Origin of the sequence: Streptacidiphilus jeojiensis, from assembly GCF_042510965.1 — a bacterium.
Taxonomy (GTDB): Bacteria; Actinomycetota; Actinomycetes; order Streptomycetales; family Streptomycetaceae; genus Streptacidiphilus; species Streptacidiphilus jeojiensis.
This window is the reverse complement of the sequence record NZ_JBEUKS010000004.1, coordinates 366388-393267: the sequence shown is the minus strand read 5'-3', so window position 1 is coordinate 393267 and position 26880 is coordinate 366388. Positions and strand designations below refer to the sequence as shown.

The 26880-nt window shown below is 71.5% G+C and carries 21 protein-coding genes and 2 pseudogenes; 12 read left to right on the top strand and 11 right to left on the bottom strand.

Annotated features, from left to right (window positions below):
- Nucleotides 1-63 precede the first annotated feature (63 nt).
- Nucleotides 64-888 carry a polysaccharide deacetylase family protein gene (locus ABUW04_RS14100; protein WP_380564798.1) on the bottom strand — a complete coding sequence of 275 codons (825 nt, stop codon included), beginning with the start codon at nucleotides 886-888 and terminating at the stop codon, nucleotides 64-66.
- A gap of 227 nt (nucleotides 889-1115) precedes the next feature.
- Here ABUW04_RS14100 and serS point away from each other — a divergent pair, with 227 nt between their 5' ends.
- The 5 genes from serS to ABUW04_RS14075 all read left to right on the top strand — a co-directional run bounded on the left by serS (nucleotide 1116) and on the right by ABUW04_RS14075 (nucleotide 6253).
- Complete coding sequence (gene serS / locus ABUW04_RS14095) at nucleotides 1116-2393, top strand: serine--tRNA ligase (protein ID WP_380564796.1); 1278 nt, start codon at nucleotides 1116-1118, stop codon at nucleotides 2391-2393.
- Nucleotides 2390-3226, top strand: a complete 837-nt coding sequence (locus ABUW04_RS14090; RefSeq protein ID WP_380564794.1) for an HAD family hydrolase — start codon at nucleotides 2390-2392, stop codon at nucleotides 3224-3226. Before serS ends, ABUW04_RS14090 begins: the two co-directional genes overlap by 4 nt.
- A gap of 165 nt (nucleotides 3227-3391) precedes the next feature.
- A complete protein-coding gene (locus ABUW04_RS14085; protein WP_380564792.1) occupies nucleotides 3392-4129 on the top strand; it encodes an SDR family oxidoreductase in 738 nt (245 codons plus the stop codon).
- A 130-nt stretch (nucleotides 4130-4259) separates the two neighbouring features.
- Nucleotides 4260-4970 (top strand): FadR/GntR family transcriptional regulator, encoded by a 711-nt coding sequence (locus ABUW04_RS14080; protein ID WP_380564790.1) that lies wholly within the window; start codon nucleotides 4260-4262, stop codon nucleotides 4968-4970.
- Between the two features lie 32 nt (nucleotides 4971-5002).
- Nucleotides 5003-6253 (top strand): CynX/NimT family MFS transporter, encoded by a 1251-nt coding sequence (locus ABUW04_RS14075; RefSeq protein ID WP_380564788.1) that lies wholly within the window; start codon nucleotides 5003-5005, stop codon nucleotides 6251-6253.
- A gap of 116 nt (nucleotides 6254-6369) precedes the next feature.
- On the opposite strand, the gene ABUW04_RS14070 is transcribed toward ABUW04_RS14075, so the two are convergent.
- The 10 genes and pseudogenes from ABUW04_RS14070 to ABUW04_RS14025 all read right to left on the bottom strand — a co-directional run bounded on the left by ABUW04_RS14070 (nucleotide 6370) and on the right by ABUW04_RS14025 (nucleotide 16623).
- On the bottom strand, nucleotides 6370-7086 hold the full coding sequence (locus ABUW04_RS14070) for an ABC transporter permease subunit (RefSeq protein ID WP_380564785.1): 717 nt from the start codon (nucleotides 7084-7086) through the stop codon (nucleotides 6370-6372).
- A gap of 25 nt (nucleotides 7087-7111) precedes the next feature.
- A pseudogene (locus ABUW04_RS14065) lies at nucleotides 7112-7969 on the bottom strand (ABC transporter ATP-binding protein); the annotation flags it as partial.
- A 75-nt stretch (nucleotides 7970-8044) separates the two neighbouring features.
- Entirely contained in the window at nucleotides 8045-8953 is a 909-nt protein-coding gene (locus ABUW04_RS14060; RefSeq protein ID WP_051725229.1) for an ABC transporter permease, read from the bottom strand.
- Entirely contained in the window at nucleotides 8946-9896 is a 951-nt protein-coding gene (locus ABUW04_RS14055) for an ABC transporter ATP-binding protein (RefSeq protein ID WP_030253499.1), read from the bottom strand. Before ABUW04_RS14055 ends, ABUW04_RS14060 begins: the two co-directional genes overlap by 8 nt.
- Nucleotides 9897-10029: 133 nt before the next feature.
- Entirely contained in the window at nucleotides 10030-10875 is an 846-nt protein-coding gene (locus ABUW04_RS14050) for a hypothetical protein (RefSeq protein ID WP_380564783.1), read from the bottom strand.
- A gap of 71 nt (nucleotides 10876-10946) precedes the next feature.
- Nucleotides 10947-11768, bottom strand: a complete 822-nt coding sequence (locus tag ABUW04_RS14045) for a hypothetical protein (RefSeq protein ID WP_380564781.1) — start codon at nucleotides 11766-11768, stop codon at nucleotides 10947-10949.
- A complete protein-coding gene (locus tag ABUW04_RS14040) occupies nucleotides 11765-12757 on the bottom strand; it encodes a hypothetical protein (RefSeq protein WP_380564779.1) in 993 nt (330 codons plus the stop codon). Before ABUW04_RS14040 ends, ABUW04_RS14045 begins: the two co-directional genes overlap by 4 nt.
- Before the next feature lie 212 nt (nucleotides 12758-12969).
- Nucleotides 12970-13683: a hypothetical protein gene (locus ABUW04_RS14035; protein ID WP_380564777.1), complete on the bottom strand. Its 714-nt coding sequence runs from the start codon at nucleotides 13681-13683 to the stop codon at nucleotides 12970-12972.
- Between the two features lie 363 nt (nucleotides 13684-14046).
- Entirely contained in the window at nucleotides 14047-15651 is a 1605-nt protein-coding gene (locus tag ABUW04_RS14030) for a hypothetical protein (protein WP_380564775.1), read from the bottom strand.
- A gap of 126 nt (nucleotides 15652-15777) precedes the next feature.
- Nucleotides 15778-16623 (bottom strand): SDR family oxidoreductase, encoded by an 846-nt coding sequence (locus tag ABUW04_RS14025; protein ID WP_380564773.1) that lies wholly within the window; start codon nucleotides 16621-16623, stop codon nucleotides 15778-15780.
- Between the two features lie 158 nt (nucleotides 16624-16781).
- On the opposite strand from ABUW04_RS14025, the gene ABUW04_RS14020 reads away from it, so the two are divergent.
- The 7 genes and pseudogenes from ABUW04_RS14020 to ABUW04_RS13990 all read left to right on the top strand — a co-directional run bounded on the left by ABUW04_RS14020 (nucleotide 16782) and on the right by ABUW04_RS13990 (nucleotide 26813).
- Entirely contained in the window at nucleotides 16782-17174 is a 393-nt protein-coding gene (locus tag ABUW04_RS14020; RefSeq protein WP_380564771.1) for a winged helix-turn-helix transcriptional regulator, read from the top strand.
- Between the two features lie 230 nt (nucleotides 17175-17404).
- Nucleotides 17405-19927, top strand: coding sequence for a hypothetical protein (locus ABUW04_RS14015; protein ID WP_380564770.1), 2523 nt, complete (start codon nucleotides 17405-17407; stop codon nucleotides 19925-19927).
- A gap of 76 nt (nucleotides 19928-20003) precedes the next feature.
- A complete protein-coding gene (locus tag ABUW04_RS14010; protein WP_030253479.1) occupies nucleotides 20004-20891 on the top strand; it encodes an LLM class flavin-dependent oxidoreductase in 888 nt (295 codons plus the stop codon).
- A 226-nt stretch (nucleotides 20892-21117) separates the two neighbouring features.
- Nucleotides 21118-21726: pseudogene (locus ABUW04_RS14005) on the top strand (AfsR/SARP family transcriptional regulator); the annotation flags it as partial.
- Between the two features lie 147 nt (nucleotides 21727-21873).
- Nucleotides 21874-24117 (top strand): ATP-binding protein, encoded by a 2244-nt coding sequence (locus tag ABUW04_RS14000; protein WP_380565039.1) that lies wholly within the window; start codon nucleotides 21874-21876, stop codon nucleotides 24115-24117.
- A 122-nt stretch (nucleotides 24118-24239) separates the two neighbouring features.
- Nucleotides 24240-25898, top strand: a complete 1659-nt coding sequence (locus tag ABUW04_RS13995; protein WP_380564769.1) for an MFS transporter — start codon at nucleotides 24240-24242, stop codon at nucleotides 25896-25898.
- 90 nt (nucleotides 25899-25988) lie between these two features.
- The gene (locus ABUW04_RS13990) at nucleotides 25989-26813 is read left to right on the top strand and encodes an HAD family hydrolase (RefSeq protein WP_380564767.1); all 825 of its coding nucleotides are present in this window, start codon (nucleotides 25989-25991) and stop codon (nucleotides 26811-26813) included.
- The last annotated feature ends 67 nt before the right edge of the window (nucleotides 26814-26880 follow it).

Below are 26880 nucleotides of genomic sequence, written 5' to 3'. Positions count from 1 at the left end.
CGGCCCCATTGTCACAGACTCACTCATTGCAGTCATAGTAGGACAGAGAGTGTCAGTCTGTGATCATTTGACGGGGAATTCGAAAGAGTAGCCCTTGCTGACGAGTTCGGGGAGCAGTTGCTTCAGTGCCGCCACCGTCTGCGAGCGGTCCCCGCCCCCGTCGTGCATCAGGATGATCGCCCCCGGCACCAATTCCTTGTGGATATTGGAGAGGATCCTGGGAACGCCCGGTCGCATCCAGTCCTGGCTGTCCACGGTCCAGCCCAGCGGACGCAATCCGTTCTGCGCGGAGATGTGCCGGTTCAGCGGGGAGAAGTCACCGCCGGGGGCGCGGAACCAGTCGACCTGGGTTCCCGGACCGCCCGCGTTCTCGATCATCGTCTTGGCGCCGGCGATCTCGTAGGTCTGCCGCTGCGCGGTCCACTTGCTCATGGCCTCGTTGTGCGACACCGAGTGGTCGCAGAGCCGGTCGCCGGCCGCCAGGATCGCCTTGACCGTGGCCGGGGAGGCCTTGGCGTTGGGGCCTATCTCACAGAAGGTCGCATGGGCGTGGTACTGGGCCAGCACCGCCAGGATCCTCGGCGTCCACACCGCGCTGGGACCGTCGTCGAAGGTGAGCGCCACCACATGGCCCTTGGCCCCGGTGGTGTACTCGATCAGCGGGTTGACCGCCGCCGTCCCGCCGGGCGGGACGTTGTCGCCGGAGGTGCTCTTCGAGGTCGGCGAGCCGGAGGGCTGCGCGGCACCGCCCGAAGCCCCGGAGGCCCCGGAGGATCCCGCCGCGGGCTTGCCGGCCTGGACCCGTCCACCGGACCCGCATCCCGTCAGTGTCACGGCCAGCGCCGCGACCGCCGCACCCGCCAGCGCTATTCGGATGTTCGTACGCATGCCCATGGGATCCCCCCGAAGTCGTTCTGTTGCCGGTCCCCACCCTGGCAGGCCGTCGGGCGGCTGTGGAGCCGCTGTACCGTCCTGGTGGCGGACAGGGACAGATATGTGACAAACCACCGCACAGCAGACCATCGGCGATCACCGGTAGTGGCAAGTCAGTGGCACGGACCCTGCGCAGCATAAGGAGCGGCAGGCGGCAGCCTGGGACCGGTAGGCTCGTCCCCGTGATTGACCTTCGCCTGCTCCGTGAGGACCCTGACCGTGTGCGCGCCTCGCAGCGTGCCCGAGGAGAGGACGTCGCCCTTGTCGACGCCCTCCTCAGTGCTGATGAGCGGCGCAGGTCCTCCGGTTCCCGCTTCGACGAACTGCGCAACGCCCAGAAGCTGATCGGCAACCAGATCCGCAGCGCCCAGGGCGAGGAGAAGGCCGGCCTGCTCAAGCAGGCCTCCACCCTCGCCGCCGAGGCGAAGGCCGCCAACGCCGAGCAGTCCGAGGCGGACGACGAGGTCAAGCGGCTGCAGGGGCAGTTCGCCAACCTGCTGCACCCCGACGCCCCGATCGGCGGCGAGGAGGACTTCGTCACCCTGGAGGAGGTCGGCCTCCCCCGCGACTTCGCCGCGGAGGGCTTCGAGCCCCGCGACCACGTGGAGCTCGGCCGGATCCTCGGCGCCATCGACATCGAGCGCGCCGCCAAGGTGTCGGGCTCGCGCTTCTACTACCTGACCGGCATCGGCGCGCTGCTGGAGCTGGCCTTGGTCAACATGGCCATCGCCCAGGCGGTCGAGGCCGGCTTCATCCCGATGCTGACCCCCGCCCTGGTCAAGCCGCGGGCCATGGAGGGCACCGGCTTCCTCGGCCAGGCCGCCGAGAACGTCTTCCGCCTGGAGGAGGACGACTTCTACCTGGTCGGCACCTCCGAGGTGCCGCTGGCCGGCTACCACATGGACGAGATCATCGACGCGGACCGGCTGCCGCTGCGCTACGCCGGCTTCTCGCCCTGCTTCCGCCGCGAGGCCGGGACCTACGGCAAGGACACCCGCGGCATCATCCGGGTGCACCAGTTCGACAAGGTCGAGATGTTCGTCTACACCTCCCCCGAGGAGGCCGAGGCCGAGCACCAGCGCCTGCTGGAGTGGGAGAAGCAGTTCCTCGACAAGCTGGGCCTGGCCTACCGGGTCATCGACGTGGCCTCGGGCGACCTGGGCTCCTCGGCGACCCGCAAGTTCGACATCGAGGCCTGGATCCCCACCCAGGGCAAGTACCGCGAACTCACCTCCACCTCCAACTGCACCGAGTACCAGTCGCGCCGGCTGGACATCCGGATGCGCGGCGAGGGCGGCAACCGTCCGCTGGCGACGCTGAACGGGACGCTGTGCGCGGTGCCGCGCACCATCGTCGCAATCCTGGAGACGCACCAGCAGGCGGACGGCTCGGTGGTGGTCCCGGAGGCGCTCCGGCCCTACCTCGGCGGACGCTCCGTCCTGGAGCCGGTCGGCAAGTGAGCGGCACCAGCGGGAAACCCTCCCGCCCGTACGACCTGATCGCGACGGACCTCGACGGCACGCTGCTGCGCTCCGACCACACCGTGTCGGAGCGCACCCGGCGGGCACTCGCGGCGGCTGCCGCCGCCGGGGCCCAGCACATCGTGGTGACCGGCCGCTCCGCCTCGTGGACCCGGCCGACGCTGGACGCCATCGGCTACACCGGCCTGGCCGTCTGCAGCCAGGGCGGCCAGGTCTACGACGCGGGCGCGCACAGGCTGCTCACCTCGATCACCCTGGACCGCAAGCTGGCCCAGGTGGCTCTCGCCAAGATCGAGGCGGAGACCGGCCCGGTGTTCCTCGCGGTGGGCCGCGAGGGGCTGGACGGCGAGATCCTGGTCGGCGAGGGCTACCGGATGCCCGGCGACGGCGAAGGCGAGGAGGAGCTCCGCGCGGTCACCGACCCCGCGGAGTTCTGGGCGGAGCCGATCACCCGGCTCTTCCTGCAGCACCCGACGCTGACCGACGACGAGCTCACGCAGATCGTGCGGGAGGTCGGCGGGCAGCTGGTGGACGTGGTGATGGCCGGTCCCGGGTTCGTCGAGGTGCTGCCGCTGGGCCTGTCCAAGGCGACCGGGCTGGCCCTGGCGGCGGCCCGGCTGGGCGTGAAGCGGGACCGCGCACTGGCCTTCGGCGACATGCCCAACGACCTGCCGATGTTCGCCTGGGCGGCGCACGGGGTGGCCATGGCCAATGCGCACCCCGCGTTGGTCGCGGCGGCGGACGAGGTCACGTCGAGCAACGACGCGGACGGGGTGGCCGTGGTGCTGGAGCTGTTGTTCCCGACTGCGTGAACCTTTCCGCTGGTGGGTGGCTTGTCGCGCAGTTCCCCGCGCCCCTGGCTGATTGCAACTGAGCCAGTTGCAGAACCTCAGGGGCGCGGGGAACTGCGCGACAAGCCAGCTACGGCCGTAGAGCCCTCCGACCACGGTGACCACCCACCGCGTTAAGGTGCCGCCATGGACACACGGGTCGCAGTGGTGACCGGAGCAGGTTCGGGCATCGGTCGGGCGACGGCGCGCGCCCTGCTCGAAGCAGGATGGGCGGTGGCCCTCGCCGGACGGCGTGAGGCGCCGTTGCGGGAGACCGCCGCAGGCGACGACGTGCTGGTCGTGCCGACCGACGTCACCGATCCCGGCTCCGTCGACGCCCTGTTCACCGCGGTGAAGGCCCGGTTCGGACGCCTGGACCTGCTGTTCAACAACGCCGGAGTCGCCGCGCTGTCCGCCCCGCCGGAGGAACTGGAGCACGAGCAGTGGCGCCGGGTGGTGGACACCAACCTCACCGGCTCGTTCCTGTGTGCCCAGGGCGCCTACCGGCTGATGATGGCCCAGGACCCGCAGGGCGGCCGCATCATCAACAACGGCTCGGTCTCCGCGCAGGCGCCCCGTCCCAACAGCGTCGCCTACACCGCGACCAAGCATGCGATCACCGGCCTGACCAAGTCCCTCGCCCTGGACGGACGCCGGCACAACATCGCCTGCGGGCAGATCGACATCGGCAACGCCGCCACCGAGATGACCGAGCGGATGAGCACTGGCACCCTCCAGGCCGACGGCCGCACCGCGGTCGAGCCGACGATGGACGTGGCCGACGTCGCCCGCACCGTGCTGCACATGGCCTCGCTGCCGCTGGCCGCCAACATCCCGTTCGTGACGGTGATGGCCAGCGCGATGCCGCTGCTCGGCCGGGGCTGAGAACCGGGGCTGAGCACCGGGGCTGAGCACCGGGGCTGAGAGCCGGCCCACCCGGTGGCCGGACCGGTCGGGTTCCAGTTGTAGGATGACTGGGCAAGAGGATGTAGGACGACCGGAGGACCTCGCACCGATGAGCAGCAACCTGCACGCCGCCGGCCGCACCTCCCTGGTCGACTCCGCCATCGAACAGCTCCGGGCCCAGATCAGCGGCGGCGCCTGGCAGGTCGGCGACCGCATCCCGACCGAGCACGAGCTGGCCGCGCTGCTCCAGGTCGGCCGCAACACCGTGCGCGAGGCGGTGCGGGTGCTGGTGCACTCCGGGATGCTGCAGTCGCGGCAGGGCGAGGGCACCTTCGTCCGCAGCAGCAGCGACCCGGCCGCCGTGCTGCACGGGGTGCAGCGGGCCGGGGTGCGGGACGTGCTGGAGGTCCGCGGCGCGCTGGAGACCGAGGCCGCGCGTTTCGCCGCGCTCCGGCACACCCGGGAGGACCTGGCCCGGATGCGGGCCGCGCTGGACGCGGAGGAGACCATCCTGCGCGACGAACCGGAGCGGGGCGGCCGCGAGGCCACCGTCGAGCACGACCTGGAGTTCCACACCGCCCTGGTCGAGTCCGCGCACAACCCGGCGCTGACCGAGGTCTACCGCTACTTCAGCTCCTCGGTCCGGGAGTCCATGCGCTCCTCCTCCGGGGACCAGGACATGCCCGAGGTCGACCTGGCCTCGCACCGCGCGCTGATCGACGCGGTCGAGTCCGGCGACCCGGACGCGGCCGAGGCCGCCTGCCGACTGCTGCTGGCCGAGCCGATGGCGGCCGTGGGCCGCCTGCTCGGCGACAACTGATCCACCCCACCTGCAACTCCGGAAAGAACGCCATGCCGCGCACCACCCTCGACGCCCCGACCCCCTCCGTAGGGACGTCGTACGCCCCCGCACCCTCCCGGGCGGCCAGGATCGCCGTCCACCCGGCGACGGCGCTGGTCGGGATCCTGCTGGTCTCGCTGAACATGCGCGCCGCGCTGTCGGCGGTGTCGCCGCTGCTCACCGATGTCAGCAACGGCTACGGACTCTCCGCGACGGCGGGCGGGCTGCTGACCACCCTGCCGGTGCTGCTGATGGGCCTCACCGCGCCGTTCGTCCCCCGGCTGGTGCGCCGCCTCGGCCCCGAGCGGGTGGTGCTCGGCGCGCTGGCGCTGCTCGCGGCGGGGATCGGACTGCGGGTGGTCTCCGGCACCTGGGCGCTGTTCGCCGGCAGCGTGGTCATCGGCGCGGCCATCGCGCTGCTCAACGTGACCATGCCCGGCCTGGTGAAGCGGGACTTCCCGGACCGTGCGGCGACCATGACCGGCGTCTACACGACCTCGATGATCGTCGGCGCGACGCTGGCCGCGGCGCTGTCCGTCCCGATGGAACACGCCTTCGGCGGCTGGCAGGGGTCGATGGCGTCCTGGTCGGTGCTGGCGCTGTTCGCCGCAGCGGTGTGGCTCCCGCAGGTCCGCCGTCCGGCGGGGTCGGCCGGGCGGGTGGCCCAGCCGGTCGGGGAGCGGGTGGCCGGGCTGTGGAGGCATCCGCTGGCCTGGCAGCTCGCCGTCTACATGGGCGTGATGTCGCTGCTCTCCTACACCCTGATCGCCTGGATGCCGACGATCCTCACCGACCAGGGCATGGACCGCGGCACGGCCGGGGCGGTCTTCGCCTTCTGCAACCTGGTCCAGGTCGGCGGGGCGTTCGTCGTGCCGACGCTGGCCGGACGGATGCACAGTCAGCGGGTGCTGGTGGCGCTGATGGTGTCCTGCAACGTCGGCGGCATCCTCGGCCTGGTGCTGGCGCCGGTGGGCGGCGCATGGCTCTGGGCGGTGTTGCTCGGTATCGCGCAGGGGGGCGGTTTCGGCCTGGCGATGGCACTGATCGTGCTGCGCTCGGGGGGTGCGGCGGTGGCTTCGCAGCTCTCGGGGATGTCGCAGATGGTGGGGTACTTCATCGCGGCGTGCGGGCCTGTGGGGTTCGGGGCCCTCCATCAGCTGACCGGGGGGTGGACTCTTCCCTTGGTGCTGCTGCTGGGGTGCTGCGGGGTGGCGCTTACGGCGGGGTTGGGTGCGGGGCGGGCTCACACGCTCAGGCCGTAGCTGGCTTGTCGCGCAGTTCCCCGCGCCCCTAGCAATTGCAACGAAGGGTCAGTTGCAAACGTCCAGGGGCGCGGGGCTCTGCTTGTTCAACTGCGTGCGCGAAACGGCGGTACAGCCTACTCCTCCGACGCCAGCGTCAATCGACTCAACCGGACGGCCGCAAAGGCGCTTGCGCCGAGCGTCACCACGATGAGCAGCGGAATCGCCGTAGGCAGGTGCACCGAGGAGCTGACCACGCCCGGGTCGGCGATCTTGCGGGCCACCGAGAGGGCCCACTGCTGGACGCTCAGTGTCTTCGCCCCGGAGACGAAGTTGCCGACGATGCTCTCCCAGAGCAGCGAGTACATCAGGCCGACCACCACCGCGTGCCGCGTGATCACGCCGAAGAGCAGGAAGATGGAGCTGTAGGCGACCCCGGCGATGAGCGCTCCGACGCCGTAGGCCAGCGCCAGGTTCTCGAAGTTGCCGAAGAGGATGACCCCGGCGATGTAGGTCGGGACCGCCGCGAAGACCACGGTGCAGCCGATGGCCACCGCCAGCTTGGTGGTGATGATCTTCCAGCGGGGCAGCGGCTTGGCCAGCAGGTAGATGATCGAGCCGTCGTCGATCTCCGGGCCGATCGCCCCGGTCCCGGCGATCAGGCCGAGCAGCGGGACCAGGGTGCCTAGGGCCAGGGTGCCCAGGATGTTGACGGTGGTGGACTCGTCCTGGCCGGCGGCGGCCCGGATCACCACCGACAGGATCAGCAGCAGCGCGGGCACCGCGAGCAGCAGCAGGCCACGGCGGCGGCCTAGCAGGCCGCGTACGGTCAGCCGGGCGACGGTGATGTTCACGGGCGGGTCACCTTCTTGTCGGGCTTCATCGGGCGGAGGTGACGAGGTAGGAGAAGACGCTCTCCAGGGACTCGTCGGCTGGGGAGACGGTGTGCAGGCGGATGCCTGCCTCCTTGGCGACCCGGGGCACCAGCTCCGTGAAGCGGTAGAAGTCGATGGCCTGGATCCGCAGCGCCTTCTCGGTCCAGTCCAGTTCGATGCCGGCCGTGGACGGGTCCGCGATCAGCGCCGCCGCGAGCTTGCGGTCGTCGCTGGAGCGCACCAGGTAGCGGTGCGGACGGTCGGTCATCAGCCGGCGGATCTTGCGGAAGTCGCCGGAGGCGGCGTGCCGTCCGGCGACGACGACCTCGATGTGGCGGGCCAACTGCTCGACCTCCTCCAGGATGTGGGAGGAGAAGAGCACCGTGCGGCCGTCGGCCCCGAAGCGCCGCAGCAGCTCCATCAGGTGCATCCGCTGGCGCGGGTCCATGCCGTTGAAGGGCTCGTCGAGCAGCAGCACGTCGGGCTCGTGGACCAGCGCGGACGCCATCTTGACGCGCTGCCGCATGCCCTTGGAGTAGGTGGTGACCTTGCGGTCCTGCGCGTACTCCATCTCGACGGTGGCCAGGGCGCGTTGGGCCGCCGCGCCGGGGTCGGGCAGGCCGTGCAGCTCTGCGTTGGCGAGCACGAACTCCTGGCCGGTCAGGAAGTCGTACATGGCCTCCCGCTCGGGGACCAGTCCGATCTGCCGGTAGGCCTGCTGGTTCTTCCACACCTGGACGCCGTCGAGGGTGACCGATCCGGAGGAGGGCGGCAGGAAGCCGCTCATCATGTGGATCAGGGTGGACTTGCCCGCGCCGTTGGGGCCGAGCAGGCCGGTGACCCCGGGCCCGATGGTCATGCTGACGTCGTTGACCGCGACGACGTTGCCGAACCAGCGGGAGACCTGGTCGATGCTGATGGTGGTCATGGCGGCCTCTCAGATCTTCCGGTAGCGACGGACCAGCAGCCAGAACGAGGCGGCGGCGATGACCAGGATCTCGGCGAGGAAGACGAAGCCGCCGAGGTCCGAGGGGACGTGCGGGCCGTCGCCCCTGCTGCTGAGCCCGAAGAGCCAGTCGACGGTCGTGGCGACCAGACTGCTGGGGCTGATCACCAGTGCCCAGCCGGCCCCGGACGCATGGCCGTGCACATGCAGCACCGCGTAGATGATCCCGGCGATCGCCTCGGAGATCAGCAGCACCGCGATGATGGCGGCCACCCCGAAGCCGCGACGGGGCGTCACCGAGGAGATCACCAGTCCGATCCCGGCGTAGAGCAGGGAGTAGAAGGCTGCGGCGACCAGCCCGTAGGCGAAGTGCTCCAGGTTGTAGCCGAAGTCCATCGAGGCCAGCATCGAGCCGATCCACATGATCAGCATCGGCAGGCCGGTCAGCACGAAGATGGCCGAGGCCATCGCGCCGAACTTCGCCTGGACGTAGTCCCGCGAGGTCAGCGGGCGGGAGAAGTACAGAGGCAGGGTCATGAAGCGCAGGTCCCGGGAGAGCGCCACCGGCGCCTGGGCCGCGACGAACACCGCGATGACGAACTGCATGATCGAGAGGTAGTGCGGATAGCTGGCCGTCTCGGGGTACTTCGACAGCTTGGTGTAGACGCTGACCGCGACGATGATCAGCGCGGGCAGGCAGATCACCGCGAGCAGCGCCATCGGCAGGATCTTGGACTTGACGGACCGTCCGAGGCCGAAGCTGCCGCGCAGGCTCAGGGTGAAGAGCGAGCGGGTCGCGTAGGAGCGGCCGAGGCGGGGTCCGTCGTAGTGGCGGTAGCCGATGTCATGGATGACGTCCGCCCGTGGTTCGGGCAGCGCCGGGGTGGTTGCCTCAGACATGCGCGGTCTCCTCCTCGGCCTGGTCGTAGCTGAAGACCTCGGAGATGTGGTGCCGGCGCTGTTCCATCCGCACCAGGCCCACGCCCAGGTCGGCCACGGCGTCGCGGACCAGGTCGTAGGTCTCCTCGCCCTTGATCTCGACCAGCAGCACCCGGCCGCCGTCGGCCTTGGCCGTCAGCCCGGCTGCGGCGAGCGCCTCCAGCAGGGCCTTGTCGGTGTCCAGGGTCGGGTCGGACTGCTTGTCCGTCACCTCGACCGCGAGCAGCTGGGTCACCTGGGTGAAGTCGGCGGTCGAGGAGGAGCGCAGCAGCCGGCCCCCGTCGATGACGACCACGTGGTCGCAGGTCCGCTCCAGCTCTCCGAGCAGGTGCGAGGTGACCAGCACGGAGATCCCGAACTCGGCGTGGACGCGCCGGATCAGGCCCAGCATGTCGTCCCGGCCGACCGGGTCGAGGCCGTTGGTGGGCTCGTCCAGCAGCACCAGCTGCGGGTCGTGCACCAGCGCCTGGGCCAGCTTCACCCGCTGCTTCATGCCGGTGGAGTAGCCGCCGATCGGGCGGTAGCGCTCCTCGTAGAGGCCGACGTGGCGCAGCGTGTCCGCGGTCCGCTCACGGGCGGCGGAGGCCGGCAGGCCGGACATCCGCGCCATGTGGACGACGAACTCGGTGGCCGAGACGTCCGGTGGCAGGCAGTCGTGCTCGGGCATGTAGCCGACCCGTTCCCGGATGGCACCGCCCTCGGTGGCGACATCCAACCCGAGTACCCGGGCCGTGCCCTCGGTGGCCGGGGCGAGCCCCAGCAGGATCTTGATGAGTGTGGACTTGCCTGCGCCGTTCGCTCCGACCAGGCCGACCACTCCGGGCTGCACATCGACGGTCAGTCGATCCAGCGCGGTGACCCGGGGGAACCTCTTGGTGAGGTTGTCCGTGATGATGACAGACACAGGAGGACCGTATCGGGGCGGCGATCCGCACCGCATCAGTCCGGAGGCAGCGGCTTGCCCCACTCTTCCGGCGTACCGGTGCGGGTGCGTCCCCTAGGGGACGCACCCCGGGACCCACCCGCGACGGCTGCGGTCAGCCGAGCAGCAGCTCGCTCTGGAGCGTGGCCACCTGCTGGGCGACGACCGGGTTGACCTTCGACGGGTTGGTCATCATCACCACGGCCGCGACCTCCCCGTGGTCGAAGCAGGTGACCCGGGCGGCCGGATGTCCGCTCTGAGCGTCCCCGGCCCGACCGGAGAGGAAGATGCCGGTGGGGATGTCCGGTGCGGAGAACTCCGGGTCCACCAGCGCGTCCGGCGCCGCCGCCGGTGAGGTGTCGCAGGTCAGGCTGTTGAGATCGCCGGCGCTGGAGGAGGAACGGAACTGCAGCAGGTAGATCTCGGTCCGGGTGCCGTCGGGGCCGGTCCAGGCCGTCGCGGCGATGTGGCGGACGCCGTCGTCCTGGAGGTGCTTCGCCATGCCGGACGCGTCCACGAACTTCTGGGCGAAGGCGGTCGTGGAGTACCAGCCGGAACGGCCCGGGTAGGACGCGTCGGCCTGTCCGCCCACCGGCATCGGGAGCAGCAGCTGCCGGAGGTCGGCCGCGTGCGTCTCCTCGACTCCGGAGGAGGTCTTCTGCTCGGCCGGACCGACCGCCCCGGAGGGGAGCGCGGGCAGCGTCAGCGCGGGGAAGGCATAGCGTCCGTCGGTCGGGGTCTTCAGACCGGGGATGTCGGTGCGGCGCGGGGCGGCCACTGCGAAGGCCGTACCCGTGCCGACGGCCGCGCAGACCACCACGGCGGTGGTCCAGCGCAGCGCGGTGCGCAGCCAGGTGCGGTTGCGCGGGGGAGCCGGGGACAGCAGCGGTGGCACCGCCCAGACGGTGCTGGGGTCGAACTGCGGTGGGACGGGGACGGGGGCGGGGACGGGGACGGGCACCGGCGCGGGTGTGGATGTGGATGTGGATGCGGGTGCGGGCGCCGGTGTGGGCGTGGGTTCCGTCAGCTCGCTCATATCTGGGCTCCCGGGATCGCAAGTCGTTCGAGCTGCTGCCGGAGCAGATCCGTGGCAGAGGCGGAGTCCAACGGCGCCACTCCGTAGGCGGACAGGCGGACGTAGATGTCGCCCACCGAGGCGTCACAGTCCATGTAGTCGAGCTTGTCGCCGCTGGCCAGCGGGGGAAGGTAGCAGTGCACCTTGGGGAAGCCCGGCACCGCAGGGCCCGCCCGGAACGCCTGCGTGCTGTCGGCCAGTTCCTTCAGCCAGGCAGCACCGTAGGAGGCGGCCTGCTGGTTCTCCTGGCGCAGCTCCACCTCGATGACCATGTTGCCCGTCGACTGGTAGGTGCGTACCGCGTCGCCCTTGACGAAGCTCGCGTTGAAGCCGCCGTCGAGCTTCTTCCGGTCGCTGTCGGACAGGGACGCGATGTCCTCGTCGAAGATCGCCCGGTACTGCGCCGTGGTCAGGGTGGTGTCGTTGCCGATTCCCGGGTCGTCCGGACCGAGGTTGTACCCGACGGGCAGCGGCAGCAGCAGATCGCTCAGCGCACCGAAGTGGTCGCCGTCGGCGTGGGCGCCGTAAGAGGGCGACGCAGAGGGTGCGGGCGACGCGGCGGCGGCCGCGACGGGCTTGTCCGGCTTCTTGTCGGCCTGCAGGATGCCGAAGCCGACACCGCCGCCGACCGCAACGGCCGACAGGACCAGCAGGGTGCCCAGCACGAATGCCCGGCGCCTGCCGGGACGGCGCACCGGGTCCTGGCCTGCGGCCGGCTGGATTTCGGCCTGCTGCGGTTCGGGTTGCGGCAGCCCGGGGGTGGGCAGTTCGGTGGTCACAGTCGCTCCAACTGGTCCTGGACGACGGCCATCAGGGCCTTCCCGTCGATCGGGTGCGAGGAGTCGACCCACACGGCGACGACGATGTCGCCGTGGACGGCGAGACCCCCGCCCCGGTAGTACGTGCCGCCGTCGTCGTGCAACTGCTTGTGGCCGGCGAACACGGCGCCGTTGACGGTTCCCGGGACGGCGGTCCGGTACTTCGCCCCACCGGCATCGGTCACCAGGTAGTCGGACTGGTCGACGAGGAACTGCGCGGTGGACGCCTCGGCGGTGTGCTGGAACTGGATCAGGTTGACCTGGTAGTTGACACCACCCTGGTCCCAGGCCACCACGGCAGCCCTGCGGAAACCGTGGTCGAGTTGCCAGGTGAACTCCACACCGGGCTTGGTGTAGGTCTCCGCCAGACCGTCGAGGGCCAACCAGCCGTTGTCGCCGGACTCGTCAGCGTTCTTCTTGGCGCCCTTGGGGACCGGGACCAGGAGCTTGGTGAGGTCGCCGTCGGTCCTGACCATGTCGTCCTGGGCCGCGGTGAGTGCCGCGGCGGTGGAGTGGGCGGCCGGGTAGGACGGCTGGGCGACGGAGAGCGGGGGCAACGGGGTCGGGGCACGGTGCTGCTGCACGGCGTAGCCGACGCCGGCGCCGCCCAGGACTCCGAGGACCACGGCGACCGCCATGATCAGCGCCGTCTTCCCACGGCGTCGGGGCTTCCGGGCTGCGGGGGGCGCCACCGCTTCAGGCGCGACGGCTTCGGGCGCGACCGCTTCGGGCGCGACGGTGGGAGCCGGCTCCGCCACGGCGTCGGCAGCAGCTGCGGGCGCAGTTGCGACAGCGGCAGCGGGCTCAGCTTCGGGCACGGTCTTGGCTTCGGGCTTCGGCTCCGGTTCGGCCTGAGCCTCGGCTTCGGGCGCCAGCTCGGGCCCGGGCTCGGCCTCCGGCTCGGCCTGGGCTTCGGCTTCGGGCGCCAGCTCGGGCTCGGCCTTCGGCACGGCCTCGGCTTCGGGCTCGGGCCCGGCCTCGGCCTCCGTCCCCGGCTCAGTCTCAGCTACTGGTACGGCCTCAGACGGTGCGTCAGTTACCGTTTCTGGAACAGCCTCTGGTTCAGGGATTGCCGGCTCGGCGGCTTCGGTGGTCAACGGTCGGTCCTCCACGGGACGGTCTGGGAAGGGAGTTCGGGAAGGCGCGGCAGCGCACCTGCGCCTCAGTGGCCGGTGCTGAGCCGCTGCTCCTCGCGCTTCATCAGCGGGGTCAGCAGCGAGTGGGCCAGCTTCCCGGTCCCGGAGACGGTGATCTCGTACTCGACGTCGCCGACATGGGAGATCCCGAGCAACTCGCCGTCGCCGTCGGCGGTGGCCGGGTCGAAGGCGATGCCCCTGCCGTTGTCGATCCCGGAGACGCTGAATTCCTTGCCCTTGCCGAAGGTGAGTCCTGACGCCCAGTCACTTGCGTGGCCGGAGCCGTCGAAGTGCAGCAGTTGGACGTCGACGGTGACCGTGCCGTCGTTGCTGCGGTAGCTGCGGTACGCGCCGCCGGAGCAGCCGTACTCGTTGAGGATCTTCTTGCTGGTGGTGGGGTTCCCCAGGGTCTTGGCGATGTCGGCGACAGTCATCTTGTTGCCGTCGGAGTCGCCGTACGCCTCGGCGTCCGTGGGCACGGGGAGCAGGAAGAAGCGCAGGTCACCGCTGTGCGTGGAGCCCTGGACGGTGCCCTTCACGGTGGAGCTGGGGCTGGGCGCGACCGTCGGCGTGGGGGCGATCACCGGTGCCGAGCTGCTGGCCGCCGCCGAGGGCGAGGCGCTCGCGCTGGGCAGTGCCGCCGCGGCGGCCTGCGTGGTACCGCCGCCGTCGCCCACCAGCACCACGCCGGTGGCCGTACCCGCTGCGATCACCAGCCAGCAGGTGACGGCCAGGGCCACCCGGCGACCCTTACGCGAGCCAGGCGCCGGGGGTTCGGCCGGGGCTGCCGCATATCCCACCGGTGGCGGCGGAACGGGCGGATAGTAGCCGCCCTGGGGCACACCGGACACGTCTTCGCTTTCCCCCACGACAACCCCACAGAATGGTGATTCGCCTCATTCCCACCCTGGGGAGGCCGAACGCGCCGCAACCGCCGGGAGAGGATTGGCAGGGGCACGAACAGCAATGATGTCCATCTCCTTACCTACTGCACAACTCGTTTATAGGATCGATACGCAATACCGCTGCGCCAAGGGAATTGCGTTGTGGAATAACCCCTTCCGCCCCTTATGCGAATCCGCCGGAATTCGGCGGGATCCCGCTCAACCACTGACCAGCCGCAGCCTGGAGACGGAGAGCGTCGTGGTGCTGGGGGAAGTCCCCAGTGCCGCCGAGTAGTTCGGCGCGGCCTTGACCGAGGCCCAGGCGAGGTCGCCGTCCGGGAACACCGCGATGTCTCCGGAGATGTGCTCGGGGACCACCACCGCGGGGGTGACCACCTTGCCGGTGTAGTCGATCAGTTCCAGGTGGGTTCCGCCGAAACTGCCGGTGCAGGTGCCGCTGGTGCATTTGGCCCCGGTCACCGACTCCCAGGAGACCAGCAGCCGGCTCCCGCCGTACGGCGCGATGCGGACGTTGACGTGGTCGGTGCCTGGGTCGTCGGTCAGGTAGACGGTCTTCCCGCTGGGCGTGGAGGAGTTGCCGAGGAAGTCCACGGCGACCTGGTGGGTGTTCCAGCGCGGGGTCACCGTCCAGCCGCGGCCGCTGGTGTCGGCGGCGTTCTTCACCGCCGAGGCGGCCCCGCGGGAGGCCAGGGCGACGGCGTAGCGGCCCGCGGCCGACTTGACGATCGCCCCGGTTCCGTCCGGGAAGGCCCCGCCGCAGTAGCCTGCCCAGCACTGTTCCCGCCCCAGCACCGGTGCCACGTCCGGGGCTCCGATTCCGGTACTGACGAACAGTCCGGAGCGCCAGTCGTCCAGGCAGACCGAGGTGAACGGGGCGGACTTCTCCGGGTAGAGGGCGATGCCCTCGTTGTGGCTGCAGCCCCAGCTCCAGCCGCCGCTCAGCCGGGTTCCGGTCGCGCCCGTGTAGACCAGTTTGTCGCCGAAGTGCCCGTCCGCGAATCCGCCCGCGCCGTGCACCACGAAGTAGGCGCCGTACTCGGTTCCGTTCCAGGCGAGTTGGCCGTCGAGGACCGGTGCGGTGTCGTCGCTGGCGGTGCCGGTCAGCTTGTCGGTGAAGGCCCGGGCGCCGTTGCGGTAGCGGATCAGCGCGGCGGCGGTCTCGTTCCACTTGTTGCTGTCGGCGACCCTGGTGAGCAGCGCGAAGCCGTCGTCGTGGGCCACCAGCCCGCCGACCTCCTGGGCCCCGGCGACCACGGTGTCCGCGCCGCTGCGGGTCAGGTTCGTCCCGAGCGGGGTGACATGGATGCCGTTCGCGGCCGGCCAGGCGACCTGGACCTTGCCGCCGGGCGTGGCGGCGACGGCGACCCGGGTCCACTGGGGCGTCTCGTTGTAGCCCTGCTCCAGATAGTGCAGTGGACTGGAGAGGGTGAGCGTCGTGCTGCTGATCCGCTGGGCCAGCGGCGTGGCGGCGGAGACGGCGGGAGCGGCCGCGGCAGCCGAGGCGCGGGCCGAGGCGGCGGCGCCCGACGCGGCGGCGGACTTGGAGGGCCGCTTGGACGGCGGGGTCGGCGTCTTCGACGATGACGACGAGGGCGACGAGGGCGACGACGACACCGACCCGGCGGCGGCACGGCTCGCCTCGGCGACTCCCGCCACATTGCCCACCGCGCGTTCGTGCGGCGCTCCCCCCGCTGCGGCGTGCACGGACACCCCCACGGCGGTCGCCACCGCCGCGAGCGGGAGGACCACGACGGTCCCGCGACGCCACCTCTTTCCCTGACTCCTGCGTCGTGTGCCGGCCATGCGCGCTCCCTGGGTCCGTCTCTGGCGGATACGGCCCGCTCGGTGCGCGCCGTACCCCCAAGTGGCCCGGGAAGCCGGAATGGTTGCCTTGCCGGGCAAGCCCGTTGGGGCGGCGGGGGCCGGTGGTCAGCCGAAGGCCGCGACGTTGCGCTCCGCCCAGCCGGCGAAGGTCCCGGCCGGACGGCCGAGGATCCGCTCGATGTCGGGACTGGTCCGCAGCTCGGCGGCGGTCGGGGCGCCGAGGATGTCCAGCGTGGTCGCGACCACGGGCTCGGGCATGAACCGCAGCATCTGCTCGCGGGCCTGGTCCGCGGTCAGTTCGACGAAGCGGACCGGCTCGCCCAGCGCCGCGCCGATCGCCTCGGCCTGCTGCCGCGGCGTTACGGCGGCGGGCCCGGTCAGCTCGTACACCTGGCCGCCGTGTCCCTGCCCGAGCAGCACCGCCGCGGCGACCTCGGCGATGTCGTCCGGGTCGACGGTCGGCAGGCCGACGTCGCCGAACGGGGCGCTGACGGTCCGTCGGGTCCGTACCGACTCCGCCCAGGCGTAGGCGTTGGAGTCGAACCCGCCGGCCCGCAGCACGGTCCACTCCAGCCCCGACTGCCGGACCGCGTCCTCCCTGGCCCGCCCGACCACCCCGTGCGAGACCGACTCCGGCCGGGTGCCGACCCCCTGGGAGGACAGCAGCACCACCCGCCGAACCCCGCCGGCCTTGGCGACGTCGAGGAGGTCCGGCACGCTGAACCCCTGCGTGCCTCCGCCGCCGTCGTGCAGGAACAGCGCTTCGGCGCCGTCCAGGACCGGCCGCAGGGTCTCGGCGTCGTTCAGGTCCGCCGCGCGGTGCCGGACCCGCTCCGGCACCGGATCGCCGGGGTTCGCCCGGGACACCGCCGTGACCTGCGCACCGGCCGCCGCGAGTGCCCGCACCAGCGGTCGTCCGACGTTGCCGGTGGCTCCGGTGACTACGATCATGATCAACACCTCTGTGTATTCGTCAGGTCAACTCACGCCGGAACAGGCGGAGTTGTCGCCGCCCCGGCTGCTTCCCCGCGGCGACTGGACGAAGCTAACATCGTCGGGATAGTAGGTACCTAGGAGATAGTGGCTATGCCGAAGGGATGCGGAGCCGGATGAGCAAACAGGAGAGCTGGACGTCAGCGGGGTCGGACGACCCCCGGCTGGCCTGTCCGATCACCCCGGTGGTCGACATCGTCTTCAGCCGCTGGACCACCCCGATCCTCTGGACCCTGCACCGGGAGGGCCGCATGCGCTTCGTGGAGCTGCAGCGACACATCGGCACGGTCACCCCCAAGGTGCTGACCCAGCGGCTGCGCCAGCTGGAACGCGACGGCCTGGTCCTGCGCACCTACCACCCCGAGGTGCCGCCACGGGTGGAGTACGAGATCAGCGAGCTGGGCCGGAGCCTGGCCCCGCTCTTCGCCAAACTCGCGGAATGGTCCGCCGACCACCTCGACAGCGTCGAGACGGCCCGCCTCGCCTACGACGGCGGGACGCTCCCGTGAGGTCGGACCCGCTCGTGCGGTTCTCGACAGTTCGCTTGGACCGCAGTTGCCCGGATTCCGCCTGTTCCTGCGAGAGTTCATCGCCGAAGTTGCCGGGGCGGTGAATGGCCGGGAGGCGGGTGCGCGTAGAACTACTCCTGTGATTCCTGTCGGGAACACGCGGGGCCCATTGGGGGGTTGCGTTGCGAATAACGAGACTTGGAGTGGTTTCTGCTGTCACGGTGCTCGGCGTGGCGGCAGCACCACTGGTCGCCCATGCCGATGGCACGACCGGCAGAACCCTCTACGTGGCGAAGAGTTCCGCCTGCAGTCCCAGCGGGACGGGGACCCAGGCGGTTCCGTTCTGCACGGTGCAGGCGGCTGTCGACGCGGCCGGGCCCGGGGACACCGTGATCCTGGAGGGCAGGAGCGCCGCTTACGCCGAGAACGTCAGCGTCACCGGCTCGGGGACGGCTGCCGCACCGATCACCATCACCTCTGAGTACCCGGCCTTCGAGCAGCAGCCGAAGGTCAGGAGCATCAGCCTCAGCGGGGCCTCCCATGTGCTGGTCCGGGGCATCGAGACCACCGTGGGCGGCGTCACCGTCAGCGGTTCGCAGAACGTCACGCTCGACAGCCTCTATGTCCTTCCCTCCCAAGGGACCGACGGCGTACACCTGAGCGGCGATTCCTCGGACGTCACAGTGAGCCGGAACTGGGTGTACGGCGACCGGGCGTCAGCCGTCGTCGTCGATCCCGGATCGACCGGCATCGTCGTCACCACCAACTTGCTCGACAGCTCGACCGATGCGGTCGGCACGCCGATCCTCTCGGTCGACGGTGCCCCGGGTACCGACGTGGTCAGCAACACTCTGCAGACGCCCTGCGCCGGGGCGGAGATCGACCTCTCCGGGGGATCGGTCAACTCAGTGGTCGAGAACAACGTGCTCACGCCGTCCCTCGGAGCGGTCGCCTACTGCACCTCGCCCGTCAAGACCGGGATGGAGGTCTCGGCGGACTCCATCTCCGGCACGACCGCCGACTACAACGACGTCTACTCCCCCGGTGGAGGGGCGCTCTACACCTGGGGCGGAACGGGATACACCAGCGGCGCCGCCTTCAACGCGGCCACCGGGCAGGGCGGGCACGACCTCGCGTCCAACCCCGAGTACGTCAACAACGGCACCGCGTGCAGCGTGACGCCGACACCGGGCAGCGGCTCACCGGTGATCGATTCGGCCGACCCGCTCGCACCAGGCGAACTCACCACCGACATCAACGGCGCGCCACGAATTGCCACTATCGCGGCGGGCCGCACCGCTCCCGACGCTGACGCCTACGACCGCGGCGCCGTCCAACTGCCGCTCTGCCTGACGACGAACAAGGACCTCACCGAGCTGTGGTGGAACAGCACTCACCAGGTCATGTTCCAGCCCCTGGTGACCGCCGACCTGAACGTGGCCGACAGCTACACCGTGAACTGGGGCGACGGGACCAGCACCACCGGCAGCTCGTACACGTCCACCAGTCCGACGATCACGCACACCTATGCGCGGGCGGGCGGCTACCAACTCGTCTTCAGCGAAACGGCGGCCGGGCAGTCGGCGACGTACACCCGCACGGTCACCCCACCGGGAAGCGACTTCGTACCGCTCACCCCGCGCCGACTGCTCGACACCCGCGACGGGACCACGCCGGTGGCCGCGCACGCCAAGGTCCGGTTGCAGGTCGCGCAGGGTGCTGGTCTGCCGACCGGCCCGGTCACGGCGGCCGTCCTCAATGTGACGGCGACGGGCCCCACAGCGGCCGGCTACCTGTCCGGCTACGCGGACGGCGGCTCGTCCGGCACGTCCTTCCTGAACTACCCGCGTGGCGGAACCGTCGCCAACCAGGTCACCGTCCCGGTGGCGGCCAACGGTTATGTGGACTTCTACAACGGATCCAGTGGGACCGTGCAGGTGGTCGCCGACCTCCAGGGCTACTACACCCAGTCGGCCGCCAACGGGTACCTGCCAACCACGCCCAAGCGCCTGCTGGACACCCGCACCACCAACGTCGCCCGCCACGCCGGGCAGGTCCCGGCCAGGGGCACCGTCACCGTCCAGATCACCGGTACCGACGGCATCCCGCGCACCGGGGTCACGGCGGTCGTGATGAACACCACCGAGACCGGTGCCACCGCGGCCGGCTTCATCACCGCCTACCCGGGCGGCACCGCTCTGCCCACGGCCTCCAACCTGGACTTCACGGCTGGAAGCACTGTGCCGAATTTGATCACCGTCCCGGTCGGCCGCGATGGAACAGTCACCCTCTACAACGGTTCGAGCCGACCGGTGGACCTCATCGCCGATCTGCAGGGCTACTACCAGCAGGGGGAAGGCCTCAGCTTCTTCCCGGACCAGACCCGGCTGTACGACAGCCGGTCCGAGCCCGGCACGCAGGGAACCCCGGTCGACAGTCCGCTGACACCGGGCCTGAGCCTCAGCCTGGGAGTCGGCGAGTCCCTCTCGATGTCAGGCAGGGACGGCAGTTACCACATGCCCGCGGCTGCACTGCTGAACACGACCGTCACCGGTCCGAAGGCCGCCGGATTCATGTCGCTTACCCCGACGGAGTCATCGGCCCCGACGACGTCCAACGTCAACTTCACCGCGGGCGAGACCGTGGCCAACGCCGATGTCGCCACGACCGGATCAAACGGATGGGTCTGGTTCCACAACGGCTCCAAGGGCAGCACCGAACTGATCGTCGACGTCGAGGGCTACTTCGCCTGAGAATCCGGACCGCATGTCATCCGTACGGGGGCAGAGCCGTGCTCCCGAGCGCATGCGTTCCCGTAGGGTCGGATCCATGCGTCTGAGCACTGTGATTCTGCCGATCCACCGCTGGTCCGAAGGCCGGCAGGTCTGGCGCCGGGCCGAGGAGCTGGGGTTCCACGCCGCCTACACCTACGACCACCTGTCGTGGCGGTCGTTCCGGGACGAGCCGTGGTTCGGTGCGGTCCCGACGCTGACGGCCGCCGCGACCGCAACCGAGCGGCTCCGGCTGGGGACGCTGGTGACCTCGCCTAACTTCCGGCATCCGGTGACGCTGGCCAAGGAACTGCTGACGGTCGACGACATCTCGGGCGGGCGGCTGACCGTCGGCATCGGGGTGGGCGGGACCGGGTTCGACGCGACCGCGCTGGGGCAGGACGAGTGGACCGCGCGGCAGCGGGCGGACCGGTTCGACGAGTTCCTGCCGCTGCTGGACGAACTGCTGACGCATGACTCCACCACCCGCTCGGGCGAGTTCTACTCCGCCGTCGAGGCCCGCAACATCCCCGGCTGTGTGCAGCAGCCCCGGGTGCCCTTCTACGTGGCCGCCACCGGACCGCGCGGGCTGAGGCTCACCGCCGAGTACGGCCAGGGCTGGGTCAGCTACGGCGACCCGCGCGGCCCGGCCGACGTGCCCGTCGACCAGGCACCGTCCGTGATCGAGGCCCAGCTGGCCAAGCTCCGCAGCGCCTGCGAGGCCCGGGGCCGGGACTACGCGACCATCGACCGGATGCTGCTGCAGGGCTCCACCGCCGAGCGGCCGCTGCAGTCCCTCGACGCCTTCGTCGACTACGCCGGCACCTACCGGGCGCTGGGCATCGACGAGATCGTCGTGCACTGGCCGGTTCCCGACTCCATCTTCGCCAACGACCTCGCCGTCTTCGAGAAGATCGCCACCGAGGGCCTGGCCCAACTGGGCTGACCGGCTCTCGCCGGCCGCACCGGGCCGGAAGGTTCCACCGGGGTGGACGATCTCTCCGACGGTCGGTGGGGGCGTGCGGGAGAATCGTCGGGTGAGATTCGGGATTCTGGGCGCGACGCAGGCGTGGGACGCCGAGGGGGCCCCGGTCGCGCTCGGCGGACCGGGGCGGAGAGCCGCGCTGGCGCTGCTCGCGCTGGACGCCGGACGGATCGTCACGGTCCAACGGATGATCGACGGGCTGTACGGGGAGGACCCGCCGAACGGCGTCGGCAACGCACTGCAGTCGCAGGTCTCCCGGCTGCGGAGGGCGTTGCGGGGCGCTGGCGGTGTCGGCGGGGCGGGTGGCGGTGGTGGCGACGTCATCGAGAACCATGTGGCCGGGTACCGGCTGGCCGTCGACCGCGAGCAGGTGGATGTGCACCGTTTCGCGCAGCTGGCGGCCCAGGGGCGGGAAGCGCTGGGCGCGGGGGATCCGGCGAAGGCGGCCGAACTGCTCCGGGACGCGCTGGCGCTGTGGCGCGGGCCCGCGCTGGCCGATGTGGGGGACGCACCCTTCGCCGGACCGCAGGCCGTCCGGCTGGAGGAGCAGTGGCTCACCGCCACCGAGGACCGGATCGAGGCCGACCTCCGACTGGACGACCCCCGCGCGGTCGTCCCCGAACTGCGGGAGCTCGTCGCCGCACACCCGCTGCGGGAGCGGCTCAGCACCCAGCTGGTGCGGGCGCTGCACGGCAGCGGGCAGCAGGCGGAGGCCCTCAACGCGTTCGCTGATGCCCGCGAGGCCCTCGCCGACGCGCTCGGCGCGGATCCAGGTCCCGAGCTGGCGGCGGCGCACCTCGCGGTGCTGCGGGGGCCTGCGGCCGATGTTTCACGTGGAACATCACCGAGGGGGGTGGATCGCGTCCCGGGCCGGACGGCCGACGGGGACGGTGGGGCCGGTGGGCCGGAGCGGTTGGCGTTGCCGGTCCGGCTCAGCGGGCTGGTGGGGCGGGGGGAGGAACTGGCGGGGGTCGCGGCACTGCTGCGGGAGGGACGGCTGGTCACGCTGACCGGCCCCGGCGGCACCGGGAAGACCCGGATGGCCGTGGAGACCGCCGCCCGGCACCCCGCGGACAGCTGCTTCGCCGACCTCTCCGGCCTCGCCGCCGGCGCCGATCTGCCGCAGGTCGTCCTCAGCGCGCTGGGGCTCCGCGGCTCCGGTCTGCTCGGCGCGCACGAGGGCCCCGCGCCGCTGGAGCGGCTGACCTCGGCCCTGGCCCAGCGCGAGCTGCTGCTGGTCCTGGACAACTGCGAGCAGCTGATCGCCGACGCGGCCCGGCTCGCCACCGACCTGCTCACCGCCTGCCCCGGCCTGTCCGTTCTGGCCACCAGCAGGGAGGCGCTGGCGATCACCGGCGAGCGGCTGTTCCCTGTGCCGGCCCTGCCGGAGCCCGCCGCCGTCGCCCTGTTCGCCGAACGGGCCACCGCCGTCCGCCCGGACTTCGAGCTGCGGCGCGACGCCGAGGCCGTCGCCGAGATCTGCCGCCGGCTGGACGGCCTGCCGTTGGCCATCGAGCTGGCCGCAGCCCGGCTGCGGATGCTGTCGCCCCGTCAGGTCGCGGACCGCCTCGACGACCGCTTCCGGCTGCTCACCGGCGGCAGCCGGACCGCGCAGCCCCGGCAGCAGACCCTGCGCGCGGTCGTCGACTGGAGCTGGGAGCTGCTGCCCGAGGCCGAACGCGGGGTGCTGCGCCGGGCCTCGGTGTTCTCCGGCGGCTGGACCCTGGACGCCGCGGAGGCGGTCTGCTGCACGGAGGCTGACGATGTGGTGGAACTCCTCGGCGCGCTGGTGGACAAGTCCCTGGTGGGCATGGAGCCGGACAGGGACGGGGAGGTCCGCTACCGGCTGCTGCAGACGGTCCGCGCCTACGCCGGCGAGAAGCTGGCCGAGTCCGGCGAGGAGGAACGCACCCGGCAGGCCCATCTGCGCTGGTTCACCGGGCTGGCCGCCGAGGCGGGCCCGCTGCTGCGCGGCGCGGACCAGCTGTACTGGCTGCGCCGGCTGTCCGCCGACCACGACAACTTCCACGCCGCGCTCGGCAGCGCCGGACCCCGGGAGGCGCTGCGGCTGATCGGCGAGCTCAGCGGCTACTGGCTGCTGCGCGGCCTGCGGTTCGAGGGCGGCCCGTACGCCAGGACCGCGCTGCGGTCACTCCCCCCGGAGCCGGTGCCCGGGCTGGAGGAGGAGTACGCGATCTGCGTGATCCTCGGCGTGCAGACCCCCGGCGGACGCGAGGCCCTGGCCGAGCACTACGCCGTCGCCGAGGCGCTGATGGGCCGGCTGCGGATGTCGCCCTGCCGGCTGCCGGCCGTCCTGCTGCTGTGGGCGCCGATCACCGGCGCACCCGCCGACCTGGACGACATCGACCTGGCCTCGGCCGAACAGTGGCTGGCCGACCCCTGGTACCGCGGCCTGATGCACATCGGCAACGGCTTCCGGGCCGAGTACGTCCTGGCGGACATGGCAGTGGCGGAACGTGAGTTCCTGGCCGCCACGGAGGAGTTCGGGGCGCTGGGCGACCGCTGGGGCCGGCTGATGGCCGCCGGCGAGCTGGCGGTGCTCAGTTACCGGCGCGGCGATGCGGCGGCGTCGGAGCGGTACTCGGCGAGCGCGCTGCAGCTGGCGCACGAGCTGGGCGCCACCGAGGACATCGCCGACCAGCTGTACGCCCGGGCCGAACGCCGGATCAGCAGCGGGGAGCTGGACGCGGCCGTCGCCGACTGCGAGGAGTCCGAGGCGCTGTTCCGGCGGGTCGGCGCGGTCGACAACGTGGGACGGCCACGACTGCTGCTCGCCACGGTGGCGCGGCTGCGGGGGGACCTGCGGTCGGCGCGGGAACTGTGCGCGGGGCTGCTGGAGGCGGAGGCGCCGGGGTGGTTCGGCGGGGACTGGCAGCGGATCAGCGTGCTGCTGGAGCTGAGCCGGATCTCGATGGCGGAGGGGGATCCGGTGGCGGCTCGGGGGTACCTGCGGGAGGCGCTGCCGGTGGGGGTGGACATCCGTAACCGGCCGGCGCTGGCGGCTGCGGCCGAAGTCGTCGCGGAGTTGCTGCGGGTGGAGGGGCAGCCGGAGCGGGCCAAGGAGTTGTCGGGGGTGGCGGGGGTGCTGCGGGGGGAAGGGGGCTCCGTCGAGACGGCGGCGCAGGTGTTGACGGAGGCGGCGCAGGAGCAGGGTGGGGGGTGCTGAGCTGCGGCGGGTGCGGCTCCTGGGTGGGTTTCTCGCGCAGTTCCCCGCGCCCCTGAGGGGCTGCGTGGTGACGGTCAGCGGTTGGTCAGGGGTTGGTCAGCGGGGGGCTCGAATGTTGGGGCATGACCTCCTCGACGAACATCTCCGCCGCTCGTAAGTGGGGCACGCTGGCCATCTGCACGGTGGCCGGGCTGCTCCTGGGAATCGACAACACCGTCCTCAACCTCGCCATCCCGGACCTGGTGCGGGAGTTGGACCCCTCCTCCACCCAGATCCTGTGGATCGCCGACGCCTACAGCTTCGCGCTCGCCAGCCTGCTGGTGGTGATGGGCGGGCTCGGGGACCGGATCGGTCGCAAGAAACTGCTGCTGGTGGGCGCCGGCTGCTTCGGGCTGGCCTCGCTGCTGGCGGCCTACTCCGGCAGCCCGGACCTGCTGATCCTGGCCCGGGTGCTGCAGGGCGTCGCCGGGGCGACGGTGATGCCGTCCACGGCCTCGCTGATCCGCTCGACCTTCACCGTGGCCAAGGAGCGCACCCTGGCGATGGGGATCTCCGGCGGCGTCGCGGCGATGGGCTTCGCCATCGGGCCGGTGGTCGGCGGTGCGCTGCTGAACCACTTCTGGTGGGGTTCGGTGTTCCTGATCAATGTGCCGGTGCTGGTGCTGCTGGTCGGTGCGGGCTCGGTGCTGCTTATCGAGTCGCGGCACCCGGCACCCGGGCGGATGGACTGGCCCAGCCTGCTGCTGTCGGTCGTCGGGCTGTTCGGTGCGGTGTACGCGGTGCAGACCGGTGCGCACGACGGCTTCGGGTCGCTGCCGGTGCTGGTCGCCGGGGTCGGCGGCATCGTGGTGCTGACCGTGTTCGTCCTGCGCCAGTCCAGGATCGCCAACCCGCTGATCGACCTGCCGCTGCTGCGGGAGCGGGCCTTCGCCGGCTCGGTCGGCGCGAACCTGGTCACCATCGTCTCGGTGTCGGCGCTGTCGCTGGCCTTCTCGCAGTACTTCCAGGACGTCCGCGGCTGGTCCCCGCTGTCGGCGGGGCTGGCGCTGCTGGCCGGGCCGCTCGGCGCGATGATCGGCGGGCCGAGCAGCGCGGCGATGATCTCCTGGCTGGGCCGGGCCCGTACCACCGCGATCGGGCTTGGGCTGATGGCGGTGAGCATGGTCGGCCTCAGCTGGGTGGGCGTGTCCACCCCGTACTGGATGATCGCCCCGATCGTGGTGGTCAACGGCATCGGGATGGGCTTCATCTTCGGCGTCACCCAGGACACCATGATGGCCACCGCCCCCAAGGAGCGGGCCGGCGCGGCGGCGGCGATCGGCGAGACCGCGATGGAGCTCGGCGGCGGTCTGGGGATCGCGGTCCTCGGCTCCGTGCTGACCAGCGCGTACCGGGGCGGGCTGCGGCTGCCGTCCGGGCTGCCCGAGCAGGTGGTGGCCGCGGCGCACCAGAACGTCGGCAGTGCGATGGCCGCCGGGGCGGCGCTGCCCGCGCCGCAGGGCCCGGCGCTGGTCAGCACGGCACAGCAGGCCTTCGTCCACGGGATCCACGTCAGCACCGTGATCGGTGCGTGCATCCTCGCGGTCGGCGCGGTGGCGGCGCTGTACGCCCTGCGCGGGGTACCGGCGGTGATCGAGGACCCGGAGTCCGGGCTGGTGGGGTCCGGGCAGTCCGGGCAGCCGGGTCACGGGAAGTCCGGTCTCGGGCAGCCGGGCTACCAGCGGGCGGGGTCCGAGCGGGACGAGGAGGTGGCGGAGGGCCCGCTCCCGACCGTCGGCTGACCGGTCGGTCCCGTCGAGCCGTGGGCCGCATCCCTCCGGGGGTGCGGCCCACCGGCATGCCGCTCGGCTCCACTGAGCGAAGATGGGGAGGTGACAGCCACCCCCGCCACCCGCCCCCGCCTGATCGCCACCGACCTCGACGGCACCCTGCTGCGCAGCGACGGCACGGTGTCCGCACGGACCCAGGCCGCGCTGGCGCTCGCCGAGGACGCCGGGATCTCCATCGTGTTCGTCACCGGACGGCCGCCGCGCTGGCTGGAGTCGCTGGCCGAGCACACCGGCCGGCACGGCGTCGCCATCTGCTCCAACGGCGGCGCCGTGTACGACGTCCGGCGCAAGGAGCTGGTGGAGACCTCGCCGCTGCGGGTCGAGGACTCGCTGGCGGTGGTGACCGCGCTGCGGGCCGAGCTGCCGGAGGTGGCCTTCGGTATCGAGTACCCGGGCGGATTCTCGCACGAGCCCGGGTACCGCTCGATGCTCGACTGGTCGCCGGCCAACCGGATCGCCTCCGTCGAAGAGCTCCTCGGCGGAGCGGAGGGCGGCACCGTGTTCAAGCTGCTGGCGCAGGTGCCGGGGATGGACCCGGACGAGATGCTGCGGCGGGCCTGCGGCGCGGCGGGGGACCTGGCCGAGATCACCCGGTCCAGCCCACTGCTGGAGATCGGGGCCCGGGGCGTGACCAAGGCCACCGCGCTCGCCCGGTGGTGCGCGGAGAAGGGGATCGCCGCGGACGAGGTGGTGGCCTTCGGCGACATGCCCAACGACCTGCCGATGCTGGCCTGGGCCGGCCGCGGCTACGCCATGGCGAACGCTCACCCGGCGGTGCTGGGCAGCTGCACGCTACGGGCCGGGGACCACGACCGGGACGGGGTCGCCGAGGTGATCGAGGCACTGGTGGCCGGGGCGCAGGGCTGAGGGTCGCTGCGGTGTCGGGGTTACGGGGCGGGGTCGGGGCTACGCGGTGGGGTGGGGGGGGGGGGGG

Coding starts and splice junctions, on each gene's coding strand:
- ABUW04_RS14100 (WP_380564798.1), bottom strand. CDS start 888: ATGCGTACGAACATCCGAATAGCGCTGGCGGGTGCGGCGGTCGCGGCG.
- ABUW04_RS14085 (WP_380564792.1), top strand. CDS start 3,392: ATGGACACACGGGTCGCAGTGGTGACCGGAGCAGGTTCGGGCATCGGT.
- ABUW04_RS14080 (WP_380564790.1), top strand. CDS start 4,260: ATGAGCAGCAACCTGCACGCCGCCGGCCGCACCTCCCTGGTCGACTCC.
- ABUW04_RS14075 (WP_380564788.1), top strand. CDS start 5,003: ATGCCGCGCACCACCCTCGACGCCCCGACCCCCTCCGTAGGGACGTCG.
- ABUW04_RS14060 (WP_051725229.1), bottom strand. CDS start 8,953: ATGTCTGAGGCAACCACCCCGGCGCTGCCCGAACCACGGGCGGACGTC.
- ABUW04_RS14030 (WP_380564775.1), bottom strand. CDS start 15,651: ATGGCCGGCACACGACGCAGGAGTCAGGGAAAGAGGTGGCGTCGCGGG.
- ABUW04_RS14025 (WP_380564773.1), bottom strand. CDS start 16,623: ATGATCGTAGTCACCGGAGCCACCGGCAACGTCGGACGACCGCTGGTG.
- ABUW04_RS14020 (WP_380564771.1), top strand. CDS start 16,782: ATGAGCAAACAGGAGAGCTGGACGTCAGCGGGGTCGGACGACCCCCGG.
- ABUW04_RS14010 (WP_030253479.1), top strand. CDS start 20,004: ATGCGTCTGAGCACTGTGATTCTGCCGATCCACCGCTGGTCCGAAGGC.
- ABUW04_RS13995 (WP_380564769.1), top strand. CDS start 24,240: ATGACCTCCTCGACGAACATCTCCGCCGCTCGTAAGTGGGGCACGCTG.